Origin of the sequence: Thalassospira sp. TSL5-1, assembly GCF_001907695.1 — a bacterium.
Lineage (GTDB): Bacteria > Pseudomonadota > Alphaproteobacteria > Rhodospirillales > Thalassospiraceae > Thalassospira.
Window position 1 is genome coordinate 39273 of record NZ_KV880644.1, and the last position, 19176, is coordinate 58448.

Consider the following 19176-nt stretch of genomic DNA (forward strand, 5'->3'; position numbering starts at 1 on the left):
TGCATTGCAAATTAAAGACAAATCGCTTTAGGGAGCGCAATAATAATAATTTTTGCCATCCAGTGCCTGGCTGGCATTGATGCCCTGAAATCCCAAATGGCGCATTTGGCGGCAAAAGGCCGAAATTGCGGTTTTACGGGTCAGATATTCAATGGCGAATACCGGTTTATGCTGCGCAACATAAGGTGCAAAATAATCGGCATGTTCATAGGTAGCCGGGCTTTCGGTAATCGCAAAATCCAGCACGTCTGCCAGATCATGGACCATATCAGGTGCGTTTTTCTGGCCAATGGTCAGGCCACGTTTATGCGCCTCAAGCGCCATCCAGCGGGCGAACCGCAAGGCATCTTCGCGCGTCAGGTTAAAGCCGGTTTCGGTCAGATAACCGTCAATATTATCGGGATCAACCCCCAAAAATCCCTTGGCCTGGCACAGGTCCAATCGTGCCGTGATGATGGGTGCCAGGCGGGCTATCTGGCGGATATCGAGCCACTTTTCCCCCGGCCATCCCTCGTAATCCCGGCCCAGCACTGATTTGGGATATTTGGCCGCATCCGGCCGCCAGTCTTCATAAGAACCGGCACTCATATAACAGATCGGATACATCCCGGCATCACGCCAGCGTGCAACCTGTCTGGCATCCACATCGAACAGGTCAACATCAATCACCCGGGTCCCGGTCGGGGCAGTAACTTTGCCCTGCAATTGCAAAAAAAACCGCGCATCGGGCACAGCAATCGGTTTCACAATAATTCTGGCGGCATCACTTGTGCTCCCCCCCGCAGACTGTGCCACCACCTTATCCAACGTGCCTGCCCCGTCAGAGGCAAATCCCGCTGCCTGAACAGGTTTAAGGGCAGCGGCACCGGCCATTAAACCCGCGCACATAGCCATTGCCGCACATCCCCGCAACGTCTGACGATATCGTCGATTTCCCGCACCAGCGAGATTGCGCAACGGGCGGGGAAGGAAATGCCGCATGTAACTGTTTTTTCCTGCAAGAAAGGGGAATGCTGATTGTAAAACGAAAATGCCTGCTGGCGTATATCGCATTATCGCGCACAAATTCCTTTATTGGGATGGCTGCAACAATTTTTCAATTGTTCCCGTCAGAATACGGACATCGATCGGCTTTGGCAGGAAAAAATCAAATCCGGCCTGATTGATCGCATCACTATTCTCAACTTCATCGGCAATTGACAGGGCAATTGCCGGAAACCTGTTCACGCCGTCACAATTACGCATATGCGAAACAAAATCAGCACCAGTCAAAGCGCCTTCCAGATAATAGTCCGCAATGACAAGGTCAAAGCTATCCCGCTGCCACGCTCTCTCGGCCTCGTCATAACTTGCTGTAATTGTTACCTGATATCCTTCTTTGCGCAAAATAGCCTTTAACAGCGACTGGGTAATCGGTTCATTTTCGAGAACCAGAATCTTTTTACCGTCACTCATTTTTTCTAACCATCCACTCCACAACGCAGTCCAGCCCTTACGGGCTTGTCTTTATGGGGTTATCCCAAATGTGTTTTGCACACATTTATCAATAGGTCTTAGATGGTTGCGGTGACAGTAAAAACCAACAGGTCTTTTAAAGATTTGAATTAAAAAACGCGCTGTCAAATTTTACGACCATGTTGCGCCGGTCATTTTTGGCGCGATACAGCGCTTTATCGGCCTGTTCGATCAGGTGCTCATAATGATCATCAACCGGAATTTGGCTGGCCACACCTGCGCTCATGGTCAAAAATCCATAAGGACTCCTGGCATGAGGCAACTTCATTTCCAAAAGCTCGGTCAGCAGATTTTCTGCCACCGACGCCGCCCATTTCACAGGCGCGCCCGGCAATAACAGGACAAATTCCTCGCCGCCATAACGTGCGACAAGGTCGCTGCCACGTTTCACCGCCGATGACAGCAGCTTTGCAACAGTTTGCAAATACTGGTCGCCCACGCGATGGCCCTGCGAATCATTCAGTGTCTTGAAAAAATCGACATCCAGAAACACCAGTGACACCGGCCTTTGCAAACGCCACGCACTTTGCCATTCACGACGCAAAACAGTTTCAAATTCAAGCCGGTTGGAAATTCCCGTCAGCCCGTCAATACGCGATTGGCGGCGCAATTTATCGGTGGCCTGCTTCAGCGACAAATGTGTTCGCACACGGGCCTGCACAACATCGACATGGATGGGTTTGCGAATGAAATCAACCGCACCGGCATTCAGGCCGCGCGCTTCGTCATCGGCACTGATACGCCCGGTCACAAATATGACGCGTGCACCAGAATCCATCGGGTGCAGTTGAATCTGCCGACAGACATCAAAGCCGTCCATATCAGGCAGCGAAACATCTAATAAAATCACGTCAAATTCGTGCTGACTGACCATTTTAAGGGCTTCCGCACCACTTTTGGCGAACATCACCACGTCGTAATTTTCAAGCGCAGAAGCCAAAACGCGAATGACGATCGGATCGTCATCCACAATCAGAATACGGCCACCTTCGGCATCATACATAAACAATCTCTATTTCGCGACTTCCTCAATCAGCGCAGCTGCCTTCTCAAAATCCAGCGCCTCGACATGCGCCCTGATTGTGGCAAAGTCCCCGCCCGACAACACCCCAAGTAATTCATCCTGATCTTTGTCGATGATGCGCAACGCTGCAAGGTTATTCGTCGAAAGGGCGAACTTCAGGCGTTTCAGCGCATCGTTTTCCGATGCTCTACGCACCGGAAAGTCGTTATCAACCTGGTTCTCATGTTCCGGTACTGTTTTGCCAAAGGCCACCAGCGTTGCCTGCAAGTCGCTTAGGAATTGCGGAAAAATCGCGCCGATATTCTCCTTCTCACCCCGCAAGGCCAGGGCTTCAAGTGTCGCGCAGTCATCGGCCAAACGCACAGCACCCACCGCCCCGGATGCCCCTTTCAGGCTATGGGCGCGTACTTTCAGGGCCTTCAAGTCATCCGCGTCACGCAATGTCACAAATTCGTCGGCAATATTGGCATAAAGCGCACTGAACTGGGCAGAGAGCGAGTCATAAAGTTCTTCGCTTCCGCCAAGCATCTCAATCGCCTGCACACGGTCCACAACGGGTTTGTCATTGATCATCATCGGCTTGAGTCCATCAGTTGCCCCAAAGGAGGACGTTTCACTAAAGGTGGACGACGAAGGCAATATTCCAGCTGTATCTTCGTTGCTGCTATCGCCCGACTTTTCTCCGGCTTCATTGGCACCTGGAATCGGGATAAATGCACTGTCCTGCGGGGCTGTATCGCCAGGTGTAATCTCCATATCGCGGTGATACATTGCCAAATCACGAATACGGCGGATCATGTTTTCCGCCTTGAACGGTTTGCTGATGAAACCGTTCATTCCCACGGCAAAGCATTTTTCGCGATCAGATTCAAACACCCCGGCGGTCAATGCAACAATCGGCACGGTCTGGTTCCACGGCATTTTGCGAATCTCGCTGGTTGCCTCCAGTCCATCCTTTTTGGGCATCTGAAGGTCCATCAGCACCAGGTCAAAGTCACGGCCACGCTCGCGCATCACATCAACCGCTTCCTGCCCGTCACCGGCCAGCGCAACCAGCGCCCCTTCATGCTCAAGAATATGTTTTGCCACTTCCTGATTGATGAAATTGTCATCCACCACCAACAGGCTCAATCCCTTGAGTGTTTCGGTTCCAATCGTCTGGCGGGTGTTTTCCTCGACCACATTCACATCGTTCTTTTGCAAACGGGACGGGCGGGTTTGCGCCGTGACCACGGCATTAAACAGGGCAGATTCCGTTACCGGTTTTAAAAGAATGCCATCCACACTGCTGATCGAGGAATGACGCAGCAGCTCGTCTTTTTCACCGGCCGTGACCATCACGATAATCGGCATGGCCGATTGTGCCAATCGTGCCCGGATTTCATCGCTGGCATGAACACCATCAAGGCCCGGCATCCGCCAATCCATCAGCACGAGGTCAAAATAGCGCCCCTGCTGGTGTTTTTCCTCGATCATGGTGACGGCTTCCTCGCCGGAATGCACGACTGTTGTTTCCCAACCCAGATTCTGGCTGGTTTTTGCCAAAACCTCGCGCGCCAGCGGGTTATCGTCCACGATCAGGACCTTTAATTTATCCTGGGTTCCCCCCAGCGATACATCTTCTTTCTTGGCAATTGTGAAGGGCAAAACGACGCGGAAAGTACTACCTACACCGCGCTTGCTTTGTACCGAGATTTCGCCTTCCATCAACTCCGTCAGGCGATGGCAAATCGAAAGACCAAGCCCGGTGCCCCCATATTTGCGACTGGTCGAACTATCGGCCTGTTCAAAGGGTTTAAACAGATTGGCGACTTGCTCGTCATCCATGCCAATACCGGTGTCGCGCACTTCAAAAACCAACGAGATCCGGTCTTCATCCTTGCGCAGCAAATCCACCGAAATCAGCACTTCGCCACGATTGGTAAATTTAATGGCGTTGCCGGCCAGGTTGATCAAAATCTGTTGCAATCGAAACGGATCGCCCAAAATGTGACGAGGCACACTTTCGCCCACCGAAATCAGCACTTCGATATCCTTGCCCGCCGCATTGACCGACATGATCGTGGATAACGAATTCATGATTTCCTGAAGCGAGAAAACCGTCTTCTCAATCCGGACTTTTCCGGCCTCGATTTTGGAATAGGTCAGAATATCGTCAATAATGCCCAGCAGAAACTTGCCGGAATCGGAAATCTTGCGCACATAATCCTGCTGTTCGCGGCTCAGGCTGGTATAGCCCAGCAAATGCAAAAGCCCGATAATCGCATTCATCGGCGTTCTGATTTCATGGCTCATATTCGCCAGGAAATTGGTTTTAACCAGCGCCAGTTCTTCAACCTTTGCCGCTTCCTCGCGAATTTTAGCATTCAGGCGCGAAAGTTCGTCAAAATTGCGCTTTTGCAAAATGTCGTAATAAACAAAGGCCATACACCCCAAAACAGCCAGCAAGAACAGCACAATCGAGCCAATCAGGGCGGCCAGCTCAAACAGCTTCCAGCCTTTCAGGGCCAGTTCTAACGGCCGCGTCAAAACAACGCTGACCTTGCCCCCCAAAACCGGACGGGCCGAAACCATCAAAAGATTACCATCCCCATCCTTGCGGATATCGGAAACAATGGAATTGGCGACAACGCTATGCGATCCAAGGTCATTATAGGTAGCAGGTTGCCCCGTGCCATTGGCTGCAAACGGAATTTTGCCAATCAGTTCGCCCCGGTCATTCATCAAGACAAGACCGTCATCGGGCAGCATCACCCGATGCAGCGGCTCCAGGATCGCCTTTGGATCAATTACCGCACCAATAACGCCGCTAAAATTACCATTGGTATCAAAAACCGGCGCCGAAACCAGAACCTGCCACTGGCCGTCAACCCGGCTTTTGGTCGGACCGTCAAAATACCAGGGCTCCTCTCCACCCTTCAGGAAATAGGCGATGTTGGGATTGTCTTTTACATTCACCGCAGGCGGTACCGGGCTGCGCGACGACAAAACAAGGTTGCCCTCTTTGTCCGCAACACCTAACACCCGGATCAGCTCCAGGCTCTCGGCGGCCTGGCGCAACAATATATACCCTTCACGTTGGGAAAACTGCCCACTGCCAATTTTATCGGCCAAACCGTCCAACACAGCTGCCGACAAGCGGGTGCGCTGCTCGAACTGGTCAGAATAACTCTTGAGCATAGCATTCAGGTCGGAAAACGCCGTTCGCTTGGCCTGGGCATCAAGCTCGACTCGCACATAAATGTTAAAGCCGATTAGAAACCCCGCAATCAGAACCAGAAACGCCCCAATGAACAGGCGTTTGTTCTTGTTCAGCCTGGTCTTGTCCCGATCCGCGCGGGGAATATCTGCTTTCAAGGTCTCAGGCGTCACTTTTCAAACCCTGCATTTCTGGTTCCGGTCGTCCGTCCCGTCCGGCTTTTCTTATACCCAAGGATACGTTTAATTCTTGAAAACCTCCAATGCTTTATCACGTAAAATCGCCAAACAGCATGCAAATTCCGTCTATTAACGTGTTAAACTAGCCTAATCGGGATCACAGTCATACCAGGGGGCCGCGATGGCAACATACCTAATTACCGGCGGCGCAGGGTTTATTGGCTCTCATCTCGCTGACAGGTTACTGGCCAATGGCGACAAGGTGCGTGTTCTCGATGATCTTTCTACCGGCCACCGCGATAACCTTGCCAAAGAAGCCGAGCTTATGATCGGCAGCATCTGTGACCCCGATGCCGTCCGCGACAGCATGGCGGGATGCGACGGTGTTTTTCACCTGGCCGCAGTGGCATCGGTACAAAAAAGCATCGAATGCTGGGCACAAACGCATCAGGTCAATTCTCAAGGGGCGGTGACTGTTTTTGAAGCCGCAAAAAACGCCGGAAAAATCCCCATCGTATTTGCATCTTCAGCGGCAATATATGGCGATAACACCGCCATTCCGCTTCCGGAAACCGAAACACCCCGGCCCATTTCCTTTTACGGTGCCGACAAACTGGCAAACGAGGTTCATGCCGGTTTGGCGGCATCGGCTTATGACATGCGTTTTGCCGGGTTGCGGTTTTTCAATGTTTATGGCCCGCGCCAGGACCCATCTTCACCCTATAGCGGCGTGATTTCGATTTTCGCCAACCAGGCCCTGTCGGATCAGCAATTGCACATTTACGGCACCGGCGAACAAACCCGCGACTTTGTATTTGTGGCCGATGTCGCAACCGCATTGCATCAGGCAATGGCGTATTTGCAAAGCACAGCCAAGGGCTGCTTCATAACGGCCAATGTCTGCCGCGGGCAGGAAGTTTCCATTCTCGACCTTGCCCACGAAATCATCCGCCTTGCCGGGCGCAGCAATGAACCGGCCTTTCATCCTGCCCGCCAGGGCGATATCCTGCGATCCAGCGGCGACCCGTCCCGCCTGCATCATGATATCGGCCATGTTGCCAATATTTCGCTGCAGGATGGATTGCGTGCCCTGCTGGACTGGGAAGAAAGCCGCCGGGCGCAGGCAAAATAATTTATGTCTGCCATCGGGGATCACTCTGCCCAGCCACACTATAATAATCGTGAATAATCGTGAAATATCCCAACCATGCCGCATTCCATGCCCCCCCAAATCGCCCCGAATATTTCGCCCGTTTTTACTGGCCTTGTACTGGCGGGTGGGGCGGGCACACGCATGGGCGGCAACAAACCTTTTCGCATGCTCGGGCCACGACCACTTGTGGATTATGCGCTCTCCAATGCCCGGCGCGATTGTCCCCATGTCCTGATTGCCAGTAACGAAGACCCGCAAAAATATGCTGCATGGGGCTGCCCGGTAATTGCCGACCACCCCCATGCGGGGCTGGGGCCACTGGGAGGTATCCTGGCAGGATTAAAACACTTGCCCAATGGCAGCAACTGGCTGGCGGTTTATGCCGTTGATTGCCCTATTGTGCCAGCAGGCCTTCCAGCAATACTGCATCGGGCCATTTGCCAACTAAATGATAACGCAACGCCCGCCACACAGAACCGGGTTCTTGCCGCCCATGCCCGTTATTGCGGTCGCGACCATTATCTGGCCTCGCTTTGGCACCGGGACATGGCCCCGGCAATCTTCGCCCTGCTGGCACAGGACCAACGCCGCGTGCGCCAGGCCCTGATGGCGGGAAACGCCCGCACCATCGAGTTTCCCGTGCCAGATGACGCCACAATGGCCGACCTGCTTTTTGCCAATATCAACCAGTGCGAAGATATTGCCCGGTTTGAAAAGACCCTGCCTGGAAATCTGCCCGAAAAGCTGCGTTAGAGCACGTCGCGTTTAATCTGCACCATTTTGCCGGAGACAGTCTTCTGACGCAGTGGGGCGGAAGACTGTCTCGGCCCGAAGGGTTTGATTTTGGCGACGTTTCGCGGCGTTACACCGTTTGACCGATGCGCCGCATCGCTCTGCACGCTGTGCCTTGCCAAACGGTTCGCCAAAACAAACAAAATGTCACAGATTAAACGCGACGTGCTCTAAACCGCCTGCAAACGATATTCGTTGCACCAGAAATAAATGCTGTCTTCATCTGCGGCGAGTTCGGTGGCTTCCCCGCCGGAAAAGGCATCAAATGCCGCCCGGTTTAACGGATTTACCCCCAAAAGAACCGGCACATCCCGCATCAGCATTTGGGCGATCAAATCACGAAATCCGCGACCCTGGGCTTCATGCTTGCCAAATTTGTTAATCACCAGCAAGTCAATATCCGGGCGGTTTTCCAACGAGACCCCGACCGCAGCAACCGCCTCTTCCAGTGCGGCAACATCAAGGCGGCAGCCCCGGGATTCATTGCCCAGTTTCTGGGAAATATCAAATTGCGCCCCATTGGGCAGAACCTGCACCAGCATGTCACAATGCCGGGCCCCTTCACGTTCGGCATTCACTTGCACGACACCGGCAAGGTTGGCGCCCTCGGCAATCAGGCGACGGGCCACATTTTCAAGCAGGCGGTCAACCTGCCCGCGTTCCTGCACCGGAATAAATGCAAATTTCATCTCTGCCCCATTTCACATCTGTGACAGGAAATTATTGGCATGGTGCCCGCTGTCCTGTCCAGTTGCAAAACGAACGGGCAACGCGCAATCAAGCGCTTTCGGCAGGTAAGTGTTTTTCACGCGCGCCGAGAAATTCACTTAATCCTCCCAGCCCGTCTACATGATGCGACAAAACCTTGATGATGATCAGCACCGGCACGGCAATAAAAATGCCAACAGCACCCCACATCCAGCCCCAAAAGGCAATTGCCAGAAACACCGCCACCGAATTGATCTGCAAGCGCCGCCCGACCAGCGAAGGTGTCACAAGCTGCCCTTCAATGGCAGTACAGGCCATATAAATGGCCGGCGGCACCAATGCCGCCCCCAGGGTCGGCAGGGACACCAGCGACACAACAGCAACAATGCCAATCCCCACCAGCGCGCCCAGATAGGGCACAAAATTCAGCAGGGCTGCCGCCAGCCCCCACAAGACCGGGTTGGGCATATCGGTAAAGGACAGGCCCACCGCCACACATATGCCCAGGCAAACATTGATGACAAACACCGTCAGCAAATAGCGCGAAATTTCGCGTTCAATATCCTTGGCAATGCGCAGACCGCGCTTTTTATCCTTGAATGTCGGCAGGGCCTTGATCAGTTTTTCGTAAAACATATCGCCAGATGCCAGCATCAGAAGCAATAATACGATTGTAAGTCCAATACCGCCAAAAATTTCCGGCGCGCCCTGAGCAGCCTGATTGAGAAGGTTGGGTTCCTTCACCACAACTTCCTGCACATTGGACTTGGGATCCTGCCGGGTTGCCTTTTCAACCTTGCGCTGGGCTTCCTGAATATTTTCAATCGTCCCGGCCATTTCAGCAAGCTTAAGCTGCAACCGTTTTTCAATGCGCGGGGCATCATCAATCCAGTGCGAAATCGGCGCGCTCAGCCAATACCCCCCGGCAAAAACACTGGCGGTCATGGAAAAAACCAGCACAAAGGCCGTCACCGGTTCGGGAATACCACGGCGGAAAAACCAGCGTACAACCGGCGATAAAATCAGAGAAAACAACCCGGCCAGCACCACCGGCAATAACAGGCTTTGGGCAAAATACAAAACGCCGCACACCGAAATAACAAACAGACCGATAATCGAAACCGTTACCATGCGATGCGCGCTTAACGTACTCATGGCCGTGCCTGATGCCTGGTCTTCCATCTGCTTTTCGGTCTGTTTTTCCGATGCACTCAAAGAAGCGCCGCGCAAATAAAATCGTGCCTTTTTACTCATTATGGCCGCCCGCCTGCTTTGATGCCGGAATTCTGGATAATCAGCATAACGACGGGCACACCGCACTTGTTCCACAATCCCCCACCCCGCCGCATCCAACTGCACAAACAACAACACCCCGGACATGCCGGGGTGTTGCCGATATCAAAACAAATCATCTGGCGGTGTTACGGGACCACAGGATGGAACCATTACCCCATATGCTGCCCGCCATTGATGGACAGGCAAGACCCGGTAATAAAGCCCGAATTCGGCCCGGACAGATACAGCACGGCCTGGGCAATTTCATCGGCCTCGCCAAGGCGCCCAACGGGAATTTTGGCAATAATGCCTTCCAGCACCTTTTCAGGCACGGCCGCCACCATGTCGGTATTGATGTAACCCGGCGCAATGGTGTTGACCGTAATGCCCTTGCGCGCCACTTCCTGTGCCAGGGCCTTGGTAAAGCCATGCACACCGGCCTTCGCTGCCGAATAGTTGGTCTGGCCCATTTGCCCGGCCTGCCCGTTGATCGAGGAAATGTTAATCACCCGGCCATAACCGCGTGAACGCATGCTGTCCAGCACGGGCTGGGTCATATAAAAAAGCGAACTCAGATTGGTTTCAATGACGGCCTGCCAACCATCAACCGACATTTTGTGCATAAAGCCATCGCGCGTGATCCCGGCATTATTGACCAGCACATCTACCTGTCCCAGTTCAGACTCCACCTGCTTAATACCCTGGGCACAGGCTTCGGGGTCCGCTACACTCCATTTAAAGGTCGCAATACCCGTTTCTTCGCTAAATTTACGGGCGGCGTCATCATTTCCGGCATAGTTTGCCGCCACACTGAAACCCGCATTTTTAAGTGCAAGGCTGATCGCCTTGCCGATACCACGGGTACCACCAGTAACCAGTGCAATCTGGGTCATTGCAGACCTCCCTAGAAACAGTTTCTAAAATCGATCCTGTTTATACAGAACCGCGTCCTTACCGGGTTCCTCTGTCGAATCAGGATGCTTTCACCTTAATCTTAAAGATAAAATTGATCCTTGATTTCAATCAGGGGATGAAACCCCAAAAACCAGCAACACCCTACTGGCCCAATCGCGCCAGGCTTGTTTTCCTTTTATGGCGCCTTTCGCAATGCGGGGCGAAACAGGGTATGCGCCCCATCCCGCCCCCTATCATTTATCGTTCAACACACAGGGCAATACCCATCCCGCCGCCGATGCACAGGGTCGCAAGGCCCTTTTTGGCATCGCGTTTCTGCATTTCGTGCAGCAATGTCACAAACACGCGCGCGCCCGATGCGCCAATCGGATGGCCCAGGGCGATGGCGCCGCCATTCACGTTTACCTTATCGGTATCCCAGCCCATGTCGCGGTTCACGGCAATGGCCTGGGCGGCAAAGGCTTCGTTTGCTTCAATCAGGTCAAGGTCAGATGCGCTCCAGCCTGCCTTTTCCAGCGCCTTGCGCGATGCCGGGATCGGCCCGCTGCCCATGATCGACGGGTCAACACCTGCCGTGGCCCAGCTTTTGATTTTCGCAAGCGGGGTCAAACCGCGCCGTTTGGCTTCCTCGGCCGACATCAAAACCAGGGCAGCAGCCCCGTCATTAATGCCCGATGCGTTACCAGCCGTTACCGTGCCTTCCTTGTCAAAGGCCGGGCGCAGCTTTGCCATCGCTTCAACCGATGCACCATGACGCGGATATTCATCGACATCAAAAACGGTTTCACCCTTGCGGTGCTTAATGGTGACAGGCGCGATTTCATCGGCAAAGCGGCCTGATTTCTGTGCGGCTTCGGCCTTGTTTTGCGAGGCAACGGCAAAGGCATCCTGCTCTTCGCGGCTGATATCCCATTTCGAGGCAACGTTTTCGGCGGTATTGCCCATGTGATACCCGTTAAAGGCGCACCACAGGCCGTCCTTGATCATGGTGTCGATGAATTTGACATCGCCCATTTTATGACCATCGCGCAAATGCGCCACATGGCCCGAAAGGCTCATATTTTCCTGGCCGCCCGCGACAACAATGGTGGCATCACCCGCCATGATCTGCTGGGCCGCCAATGCCACGGTCCGCAGGCCCGACCCACAAACCTGATTGATCAAAAAGGCGGTTGCCCCTTCGGAAACACCGGCCCCCAGTGCGGCCTGGCGGGCCGGGTTCTGGCCTTCACCGGCAGTCAAAACCTGCCCCAAAATGACTTCGTCCACGGCATCGGCTTCAACGCCCGCGCGCTCCAGGGCCGCCTTGATCGCGATGGTTCCCAGCTCGTGCGCAGGGGTACCAGAAAGCGTGCCATTGAATGCACCAATTGGTGTGCGTGCGGCACCAACAATTACGACCTCGGTCATCAAACCCTCCGAAACATTTGTTTTGCGTTTACCTCCGGCCCGTTCGCTTAGTCGATCGAACCAGTTTCTGATCTTATCGCGCTACAGTGAAAAGCCAAGCATTGATACATGACTCTTTAGTACAGGGCGCAATGCTATCCGCTCCCACTCTTTTGCCATCCAGTGCCATCCGGGAGCCTGTAAGCGAGATAAGCAGCCAAAGGTCAAAACGCTACTCCCGGATCATCCTTTACCGTTTGAACCGCGATATAGGTCCGAAACCATTCGATATTCGGATCAGCGTTAAACAGCTCGTCACTCAGGGCCAGATATTCATCCATGTCGCGCATATATAATGTCAGCACGCAGGACACTTCGCCCGTCACCATAAAACATTGCCGCACCGCCGAAAGCTTGTGCACTTTTTCGATAAATTCCTGGCGATGCTGCGGCCCGTGCCGGGCAAATTCCAGGGTGATCACCGCACTTAACGGTCGCCCCACCAGTGCGGGGTCAATAATCGCCACCGTGCGCGCAATCACCCCGTCCCGGCGCAGTTTCGTCACCCGGCGCAAACAGGCAGAGGGCGAAAGCCCCACCATGTCCGCCAGCTTGTGGGTGGATATGTCCGCATCGGCCTGCAATTGTCGCAAAATACGAACGTCAATCTGATCAAGCTCCATCCCGGCCTCCCTTGATGATACCGCCCGCCCCAAGTTACACCATTTCAGCGCATTTCAACAAAAATACGCTGAAATAATGCAATATAACGCCTTAAAACGCCGCCCAAAAACAGAATTTCCCGATAATCTGGCACACGAAAAACAAAAATCGCAACGCACCAGCCCCAGGCCGGGCTGGCCGTTGCATGTTCCTGAAACGCAACCACCTCTCTACCGATGGGACCTTTCATGCCGCCCTATCTGAACTCGCTTTTTACCCGCGCACGCCGCCTTTTCATTACACTGGCAAAGGTGATGGTGCCCATCATGCTGGCCGTGCGTGTTGCCGACGAATTGGGCCTTGTCGAGATGGCATCGGGTATCTTAACCCCGATCATGTCGCTCATTGGCATGCCGCCAGAAGCCGGGCTGATTTGGGCGAGTTGCCTTTTCATCAATATTTACGGTGCGGTTGCCGTGATTGCCGGGCTGGCTCCGCATCTCGATATGACATCGGCTCAACTCAGTGCCCTTTGCGCCATGATGCTGTTTGCGCATGGCATCCCCGTCGAGCAGGCCGTGGTGAAAAAGGCCGGGGCCAGTTTTTGGGCAACGGCAGCCTTGCGTATTTTTACCGCCCTGTTTTACGCCGCCTTCATCACCTGGATCAGCCGCCATACCGGCTTTCTTGCCGAAAAAATCGATCTGTCCTGGATGGCCGCCAACAGCAGCGATGCGGTCCGCCAAACCGGCTGGGCCGGGTGGTTCACCTGGGTGGAAGGTACATTTTATTCGCTGGTTGCCAGCTTTGCCATCATTGCCGGGCTTCTGGTTTTGCTCGATATTCTGGAAAAAACCGGCATCACCGATCGCTTTACGACGGCCCTTTTGCCGGTTTTGCGTATTTCCGGCCTGTCGCGGGATGCTGCCCCCGTCACCACCATCGGGATATTGCTGGGCCTCACCTATGGCGGCGCGCTGATCATTGACGAAGCCCGACAAAAGAACTTTCCGCCGCGCACCCTGTTTCTGTCGCTTTCCTGGCTGTCACTGTCACATTCCCTGATCGAGGATACCGTCATCATGCTGGCCCTGGGGGCGAATATCTGGGTGGTTCTGGTCGGCCGGGTGGGGCTGACCCTGATCATCATGATCCTGCTGGCCCGCCTGACGCGCCGCTGGCAGGCCGCGCCCGCCCATTCGTTTGACCAGCAAACGCAAGGAGCCGACTAACGCCACCTAGCTTTCTGCCAGCCAATCCACCACAGGCTGCCAGGTCGAAGATTGCGCCCGTGAACCGACCATCATGCCGATATGCCCCGCTGCCGGTCGGTGGGCAGTACGAATATTGGCATCGATTTTGTCATACAGGGCCAGCGCGCTTTCGGGCGGCACGATACGGTCATTTGCCGGGATCACGGCCAATGTTGGGCAAGTGATATCTGCCGGATTGATCACAATATCATCAATCGCCCACTGCCCCTTAGCCGGACGGTTTTCCACATACCAGCCAATCAGGCAATCAACGGCCACATTGCGCGTTAACGGCACACCGTCATTCAGCCAGTCTTCAAGGGCGACAAAATCTTCTGCCCGTGCAGATTGCGGGTCCATTGCAGCAAAACGGCGAAACTTCTCGCCAATCATAAAGGGATCCAAGCTGGCAAACAGGGTTTGCAACACATCGACCGGCAATTCGTCATGCACCGAAAGCATATGCGGCAGGGTCGGTGCGAAGGCTGCGGCAATCCGGGCCTGGGTAGGCCCGGCCGCCATAAAATCCCACGGCGTTGCCAGCAAAACCAGCCTGGATACCTGGGCGGGGTCCAAAAGGCAGGCTGCCATTGCCAGCACCCCGCCCATGCAATACCCTACCATCAGTAACGGCCTGCCATTGAGCTCCGCCATATCCTGCAGGGCCATCACCAGCCGCCCGGCAATAAAATCATCCAAGCCAAAGTCCCGCTCGTCCGCACCGGGATAACCCCAGTCAAGCAAGAGTGGTCGATACCCCTGTGCTGCCAAAAACCGGGCAAAACTCCTTTTGCGATTCAAGTCCAGGATGTAACCGCGATTAACCAGTGATGGCACCAGCAAAATAGCCCCTTTGGGGCTTTGCCGGGCCGGGGCACCATAATCATAAATCCGGCTGGCCCCTTCCTGCCAGATCACGGGCATATCATCCGCCCCGCGCTGATAGGGATGGGCCTGATACCGGCGAATGCCATCCTGCAGGGCGGAATGCTGGGCAAAAGCCGCCCGGTCAACCGCCTGGCCCATCACATCATTGCTATGCGGGCTCATCTCCTGACGCAGGCTCTCGGCCGCCATCGTCAATTCCGGCTTCCAAGGCATCAATTGTTTCCGAAAGAGCGGCAATGCGGCGCGCGAGCTCAGCCAACTCGTCATCTCGACCGCCAGGTGCATGGCCAGCGGTCGAGGCCCCGCGCGACGGATCTGTGTTTTGGCCTGGCTTTTGTCGTTCTCGCCCATTCTCGTCCCCAGTGCTGGCTTTCGCCCCGTTGTGATCATATGCCGCCCCGGTCCGGGCGATGTTTCCATCCAAGCTTAAGTCTGTCTCTGTCTCTGTCTCTGTCTCTGTCTCTGTCTCTGTCTTTGCATCACCAAGCGCCCCAAAGGAACCTGCAGGATCAGAGCGGGCAGAAGAACCAGAAGAAGTAGCAGGCCCGGTCTGCGCCACACCGCTTTGGCCCGAATGATCCGGCTTTTCATCCCGATGCGATGTTGCTTCTGATCCGGCGGGCTCCCCTGAATCTTCGTCTATTGCCGGACTACTTTTTACATTCCCAGTCCGGGCAGCGCGATTGGCCTTGGCAGTATCAGATTTGGCAGGACGCGAACCGGGCGCGGGTTTTAAAAACGGCGCGGAAAATTGTTGCATCATTGCAGCCGGATCAAACGCCAGAGGTATTTTCATCGCCGTTAAATTTGGCCCAAACGGAGTCGTCGCGCCAGAATTGGCCGTCGCTTTATTTTCCGCCTCGCTTGTTGCCGTTCCCGCCCCAGGCGCAAACGGATTTTGTACCGGTGCCTGCCCGGTTGCCAATTGTCCGATCAATCGACCCCAGGCCTCAAACCCCTCGGCAAGGCGGGATGTATCCGCCCCCAAACCGGCATATAACCGGCCAATTGCACTGGCGGCATCACTGCCCCCGGCTGTCGCAGCGGCCTGGACACGCCATAAATCCAAAAACCGTTCTGCCAATTCATCAGGGTCAGTCGGTTCCTCGGGCACTGTTGCCCCTTGATCTGTCTTGGTCTTGGTCTTCTTCTCCGCACGTGCCGCGCTCTGATCTGCTGCATTTTCAAGCGGATCAGCCCTGGTGCTGTGCGTCGATGCCGGATCCGTTAATGCAGGATCTATTTGCCCTGGCTGTGTGGCCTGATCACTGATGGCCTGCTTTGCAGCCCGACGTTTGCGCGATGTTTTACCTTGTTTGGCCGATGCTGCCGTTTTTCGGCTGTGCGGACCCGTCCCTTTGCTCTTGCGCTGATCCGTCATGGCCTTTTCCCAACCCCGTTTCATCCTGCGCGGTGTCGCTGCACGTCTTTTCACCGGTTTCCACTATAGGACGATACCGGTTGAGAGAAAATCAAATCCCGTTTTGCGCGGCAACACGATAAAAACACACCCTCTTTTGCAACGCACGCAACGTTGAATACTGGACAGGTTTGCAATTAAGCGGCACTCTTGCAATTGGCATTAGCAATTGCAGCAGGCAATATGCTGCGCCACAAGACATATTGTGCGCATAGACGATCACGACAAAAAGCCGGTTTGCAAACCGCACGTCGGGGCAACAGGGAAGCAGGGAACACGCCATGACCACGAAAAACACCAATGATCCGGATCGCGTTGTCATTAAGAAATATGCCAATCGGCGCCTCTATAACACCGCGACCAGTTCATATGTCACGCTTGATCATCTGGCCCAGATGGTCAAGGACAATACCGATTTTGTCGTTTACGATGCCAAAACCGGCGATGACATCACCCGCCCTGTCCTGACCCAAATCATTGTCGAGGAAGAAAACAAGGGTCAGAACCTTCTGCCCATCAGCTTCCTGCGTCAATTGATCGGCTTTTATGGTGACAGCCTGCAAGGCCTGCTGCCCAGCTATCTTGAACAGGCCATGCGCTCGTTTGCCCATAATCAGGAACAGATGCGCGATTACATGCAGGATACCATGCACGGCATGTTCCCCTTTGGCCAGTTCGAGGAAATGAACAAACAGAATATGGCCCTGTTTGAACAGACCATGAAAATGTTCTCGCCCTTCCTGGCCAAGGAACAGGAACGCGCGCAAAATAACGGTACCGCGCCAAGTGGCACGCCCCGCCCAACCGCGCCCGATGCGGCCAAGCGCGATGCCTCCCTTGATGAATTAAAATCCCAGCTTGAAGCCATGCAAGCACAGCTTAACAGCCTAGTTGAAAACAAAAACCGCAAATAAACAGACCATCAACAAACGGACGCGCCCTTTAACGTTACCGCCCGTTCAGTTGTTATAAGGCGATCAAACAGCCCCGGAGCCGGTTCACCGTCCCCGGGGCTTTATTTTGCTGTGCCCATCACCCCTGCCGTACTCCGGCAATGCCCAATCTCATTCGGCATTAATCCTGCATAGATTTTCCCTTAAATGGCGATTGATCAAGATCCGGCGATTCGACCGGCAAAATTTGCCCTGCCTGCGCGAAATTCTCCTTTGCAGAGGCGCGACGCGGGCAAAATTTGCAGATGAAAAACAGGATTTTGCGCAAAACCATCCTGATCGACATTAAAAACAAAGGAATGCGCAACTCAAAGGCTTCAAAAAATTGTGATTTAAACCTGCAAGACAAGATAAAAAAATGGCTCTTTCCGCTCCTCTTGCCTCCGCTATTCGCCCTCTTGCAACCGGCAGTGCCGGCACACATGGCGCGCGCGGAATCCGGGTTGAGCATGCTGCAGCGCCGCATAAAAATCTGGCGATAAATCAAGGCGGAGGGCCGTGGTTAGACTATCATTTCCCGGGTGGCAGCAGCGCCTTTCTGGCGCAACTTTTGGGTCAATTATTGCCCGCCGAAATCTCAACGCAACCTGCGATCATTCAAAAGGCGCATGTCAGCTATGCAGCATTTTTCACACCCTATGGGTCAGAAGCCTCCGTGTTTTTTTCGCCCATCGGACTAGACAACGACACGCCAATTGACCTATATACCTAGCTTCCTTCGGTTCGTTGAGAACGATATCTGACTCCCAGTCAGACTCCTGCCAGATCAGAATCCTCGTTAAATCAAGACTGACAGATATGGCAGGATGGTGCATTTATGACGCCAAACAACGACCGGGGTGGGAACCTTTATAACTGGCGGTTGATAACGGATAACAATGCAATGAATGCAATTTCCCCCAACGAAGAACCCAAACGTGCCAATCGTGCGACCGATACCGATCGTTATGTCGGTCAACGCATTCGCGAACGCCGCATCATGCTCGGCTTCAGCCAGCAGCAGATGGCGGACCTGATCGGTGTCACCTATCAGCAGGCTCATAAATACGAACGCGGCATTAACCGCATTTCTGCCGGGCGTCTTTATGAGATCTCGCAGGTTCTTGGCGTGCCTGTCAGCTACTTCTATGAAGGGCTGGAAGGCAATCAGGAAACCGAACTGAACGCACGTCAGCGCATGTGCCTTGAACTGGCCCGTAACTTCGCCAGCATCAAACACGAAAAACATCAGGAAGCACTCAGCCAAATGGCCCGTGCTCTTGCCGACCAGGCCGCCTGATTGCTCGATACAGCGTGCTACCCCAAAAAGGCTGCCCTCCCCGGCAGCCTTTTTTAATACCCGCCAGACAGACTTTTACGCCCCCCCCCACACACACAAACATGAACTCCCTACTCCGCCAGAGAGAGAAGAGACACCGTCAACAACACCATCGCCGTCTCCGCCATGTAACATTGTGCCCGTGCAGGGTAAGGATGTTTGTCAGTGTGATTATGATTTAATAACGCCTCAAAGCGCTCTGACGCATACAGAGATAGTTCTGTCGTATCGCTTATCCATCATAACCAGGCCTGCTGGGATGCACTACAGCCGCACTGTACCGCCACACAATCAGCCATCATACATTCATGCGCGCTCCTATTCAGGTGAGCTCAAACATCCTGATGTAATGTTTTTCATCTGGCAGAATAGAAGCAGTAACACAGGAGATGAGATAACTGCCTCTTGTGAACCCATAATGCGCGTAAGAAGCGATGCTTTGCTTGTCTGGAACAGTCTCTCAACTCATACAGGCCCCACGTAGCAGGCATTAAAAAGCCCGCCACAAGGGCGATCCGGATGGTTCTTCGTG

18 protein-coding genes are annotated in these 19176 nt (G+C 54.0%); 5 read left to right on the forward strand and 13 right to left on the reverse strand.

Annotated elements, in window-relative coordinates:
• Positions 1 to 27: 27 nt before the first annotated feature.
• From LF95_RS22235 to LF95_RS22250, 4 genes are all read right to left on the reverse strand, one after another.
• Complete coding sequence (locus tag LF95_RS22235) at positions 28 to 894, reverse strand: endo alpha-1,4 polygalactosaminidase (RefSeq protein WP_215905738.1); 867 nt, start codon at positions 892 to 894, stop codon at positions 28 to 30.
• 177 nt (positions 895 to 1071) lie between these two features.
• Positions 1072 to 1455, reverse strand: a complete 384-nt coding sequence (locus LF95_RS22240) for a response regulator (protein WP_073957408.1) — start codon at positions 1453 to 1455, stop codon at positions 1072 to 1074.
• Between the two features lie 136 nt (positions 1456 to 1591).
• Complete coding sequence (locus tag LF95_RS22245; RefSeq protein WP_073957409.1) at positions 1592 to 2518, reverse strand: diguanylate cyclase; 927 nt, start codon at positions 2516 to 2518, stop codon at positions 1592 to 1594.
• 9 nt (positions 2519 to 2527) lie between these two features.
• Positions 2528 to 5911: a response regulator gene (locus LF95_RS22250; protein WP_073957410.1), complete on the reverse strand. Its 3384-nt coding sequence runs from the start codon at positions 5909 to 5911 to the stop codon at positions 2528 to 2530.
• A 187-nt stretch (positions 5912 to 6098) separates the two neighbouring features.
• On the opposite strand from LF95_RS22250, the gene LF95_RS22255 reads away from it, so the two are divergent.
• Positions 6099 to 7049: an NAD-dependent epimerase/dehydratase family protein gene (locus LF95_RS22255; RefSeq protein WP_073957411.1), complete on the forward strand. Its 951-nt coding sequence runs from the start codon at positions 6099 to 6101 to the stop codon at positions 7047 to 7049.
• A gap of 87 nt (positions 7050 to 7136) precedes the next feature.
• Entirely contained in the window at positions 7137 to 7823 is a 687-nt protein-coding gene (locus LF95_RS22260; RefSeq protein WP_073957412.1) for a molybdenum cofactor guanylyltransferase, read from the forward strand.
• Between the two features lie 209 nt (positions 7824 to 8032).
• Here the strand turns inward: LF95_RS22260 and LF95_RS22265 are convergent, their stop codons facing one another.
• From LF95_RS22265 to LF95_RS22690, 6 genes are all read right to left on the reverse strand, one after another.
• A complete protein-coding gene (locus LF95_RS22265; protein ID WP_073957413.1) occupies positions 8033 to 8551 on the reverse strand; it encodes a DUF2478 domain-containing protein in 519 nt (172 codons plus the stop codon).
• A gap of 88 nt (positions 8552 to 8639) precedes the next feature.
• Entirely contained in the window at positions 8640 to 9824 is a 1185-nt protein-coding gene (locus LF95_RS22270) for an AI-2E family transporter (protein ID WP_083607910.1), read from the reverse strand.
• Between the two features lie 191 nt (positions 9825 to 10015).
• Positions 10016 to 10738 carry an acetoacetyl-CoA reductase gene (gene phbB, locus LF95_RS22275; protein ID WP_073957414.1) on the reverse strand — a complete coding sequence of 241 codons (723 nt, stop codon included), beginning with the start codon at positions 10736 to 10738 and terminating at the stop codon, positions 10016 to 10018.
• Between the two features lie 259 nt (positions 10739 to 10997).
• The gene (locus tag LF95_RS22280; RefSeq protein ID WP_073957415.1) at positions 10998 to 12170 is read right to left on the reverse strand and encodes an acetyl-CoA C-acetyltransferase; all 1173 of its coding nucleotides are present in this window, start codon (positions 12168 to 12170) and stop codon (positions 10998 to 11000) included.
• A gap of 203 nt (positions 12171 to 12373) precedes the next feature.
• Positions 12374 to 12832, reverse strand: coding sequence for an Lrp/AsnC family transcriptional regulator (locus LF95_RS22285; protein WP_073957416.1), 459 nt, complete (start codon positions 12830 to 12832; stop codon positions 12374 to 12376).
• Positions 12833 to 12876: 44 nt separating this feature from the next.
• Entirely contained in the window at positions 12877 to 13062 is a 186-nt protein-coding gene (locus LF95_RS22690; protein WP_083607907.1) for a hypothetical protein, read from the reverse strand.
• Here LF95_RS22690 and LF95_RS22290 point away from each other — a divergent pair.
• Entirely contained in the window at positions 13061 to 14044 is a 984-nt protein-coding gene (locus LF95_RS22290; protein WP_083607908.1) for a hypothetical protein, read from the forward strand. The two genes, LF95_RS22690 and LF95_RS22290, sit on opposite strands and share 2 nt — an antisense overlap.
• A 6-nt stretch (positions 14045 to 14050) precedes the next feature.
• Here LF95_RS22290 and LF95_RS22295 read toward each other — a convergent pair whose 3' ends face one another.
• Together LF95_RS22295 and LF95_RS23070 are read right to left on the reverse strand one after the other, a co-directional pair.
• Positions 14051 to 15142, reverse strand: a complete 1092-nt coding sequence (locus tag LF95_RS22295) for an alpha/beta fold hydrolase (RefSeq protein WP_252509861.1) — start codon at positions 15140 to 15142, stop codon at positions 14051 to 14053.
• Positions 15102 to 16334, reverse strand: coding sequence for a hypothetical protein (locus tag LF95_RS23070; protein ID WP_174561018.1), 1233 nt, complete (start codon positions 16332 to 16334; stop codon positions 15102 to 15104). The genes LF95_RS22295 and LF95_RS23070 overlap by 41 nt, the downstream gene beginning before the upstream one ends.
• A 320-nt stretch (positions 16335 to 16654) precedes the next feature.
• On the opposite strand from LF95_RS23070, the gene phaR reads away from it, so the two are divergent.
• Entirely contained in the window at positions 16655 to 17287 is a 633-nt protein-coding gene (gene phaR / locus LF95_RS22305) for a polyhydroxyalkanoate synthesis repressor PhaR (protein ID WP_073957420.1), read from the forward strand.
• Positions 17288 to 17447: 160 nt separating this feature from the next.
• Here phaR and LF95_RS22310 read toward each other — a convergent pair whose 3' ends face one another.
• The gene (locus tag LF95_RS22310) at positions 17448 to 17777 is read right to left on the reverse strand and encodes a hypothetical protein (RefSeq protein WP_143182151.1); all 330 of its coding nucleotides are present in this window, start codon (positions 17775 to 17777) and stop codon (positions 17448 to 17450) included.
• Positions 17778 to 18209: 432 nt separating this feature from the next.
• Between LF95_RS22310 and LF95_RS22320 the strand changes: the two genes are divergently transcribed.
• Positions 18210 to 18605, forward strand: a complete 396-nt coding sequence (locus LF95_RS22320) for a helix-turn-helix domain-containing protein (RefSeq protein WP_073957428.1) — start codon at positions 18210 to 18212, stop codon at positions 18603 to 18605.
• The last annotated feature ends 571 nt before the right edge of the window (positions 18606 to 19176 follow it).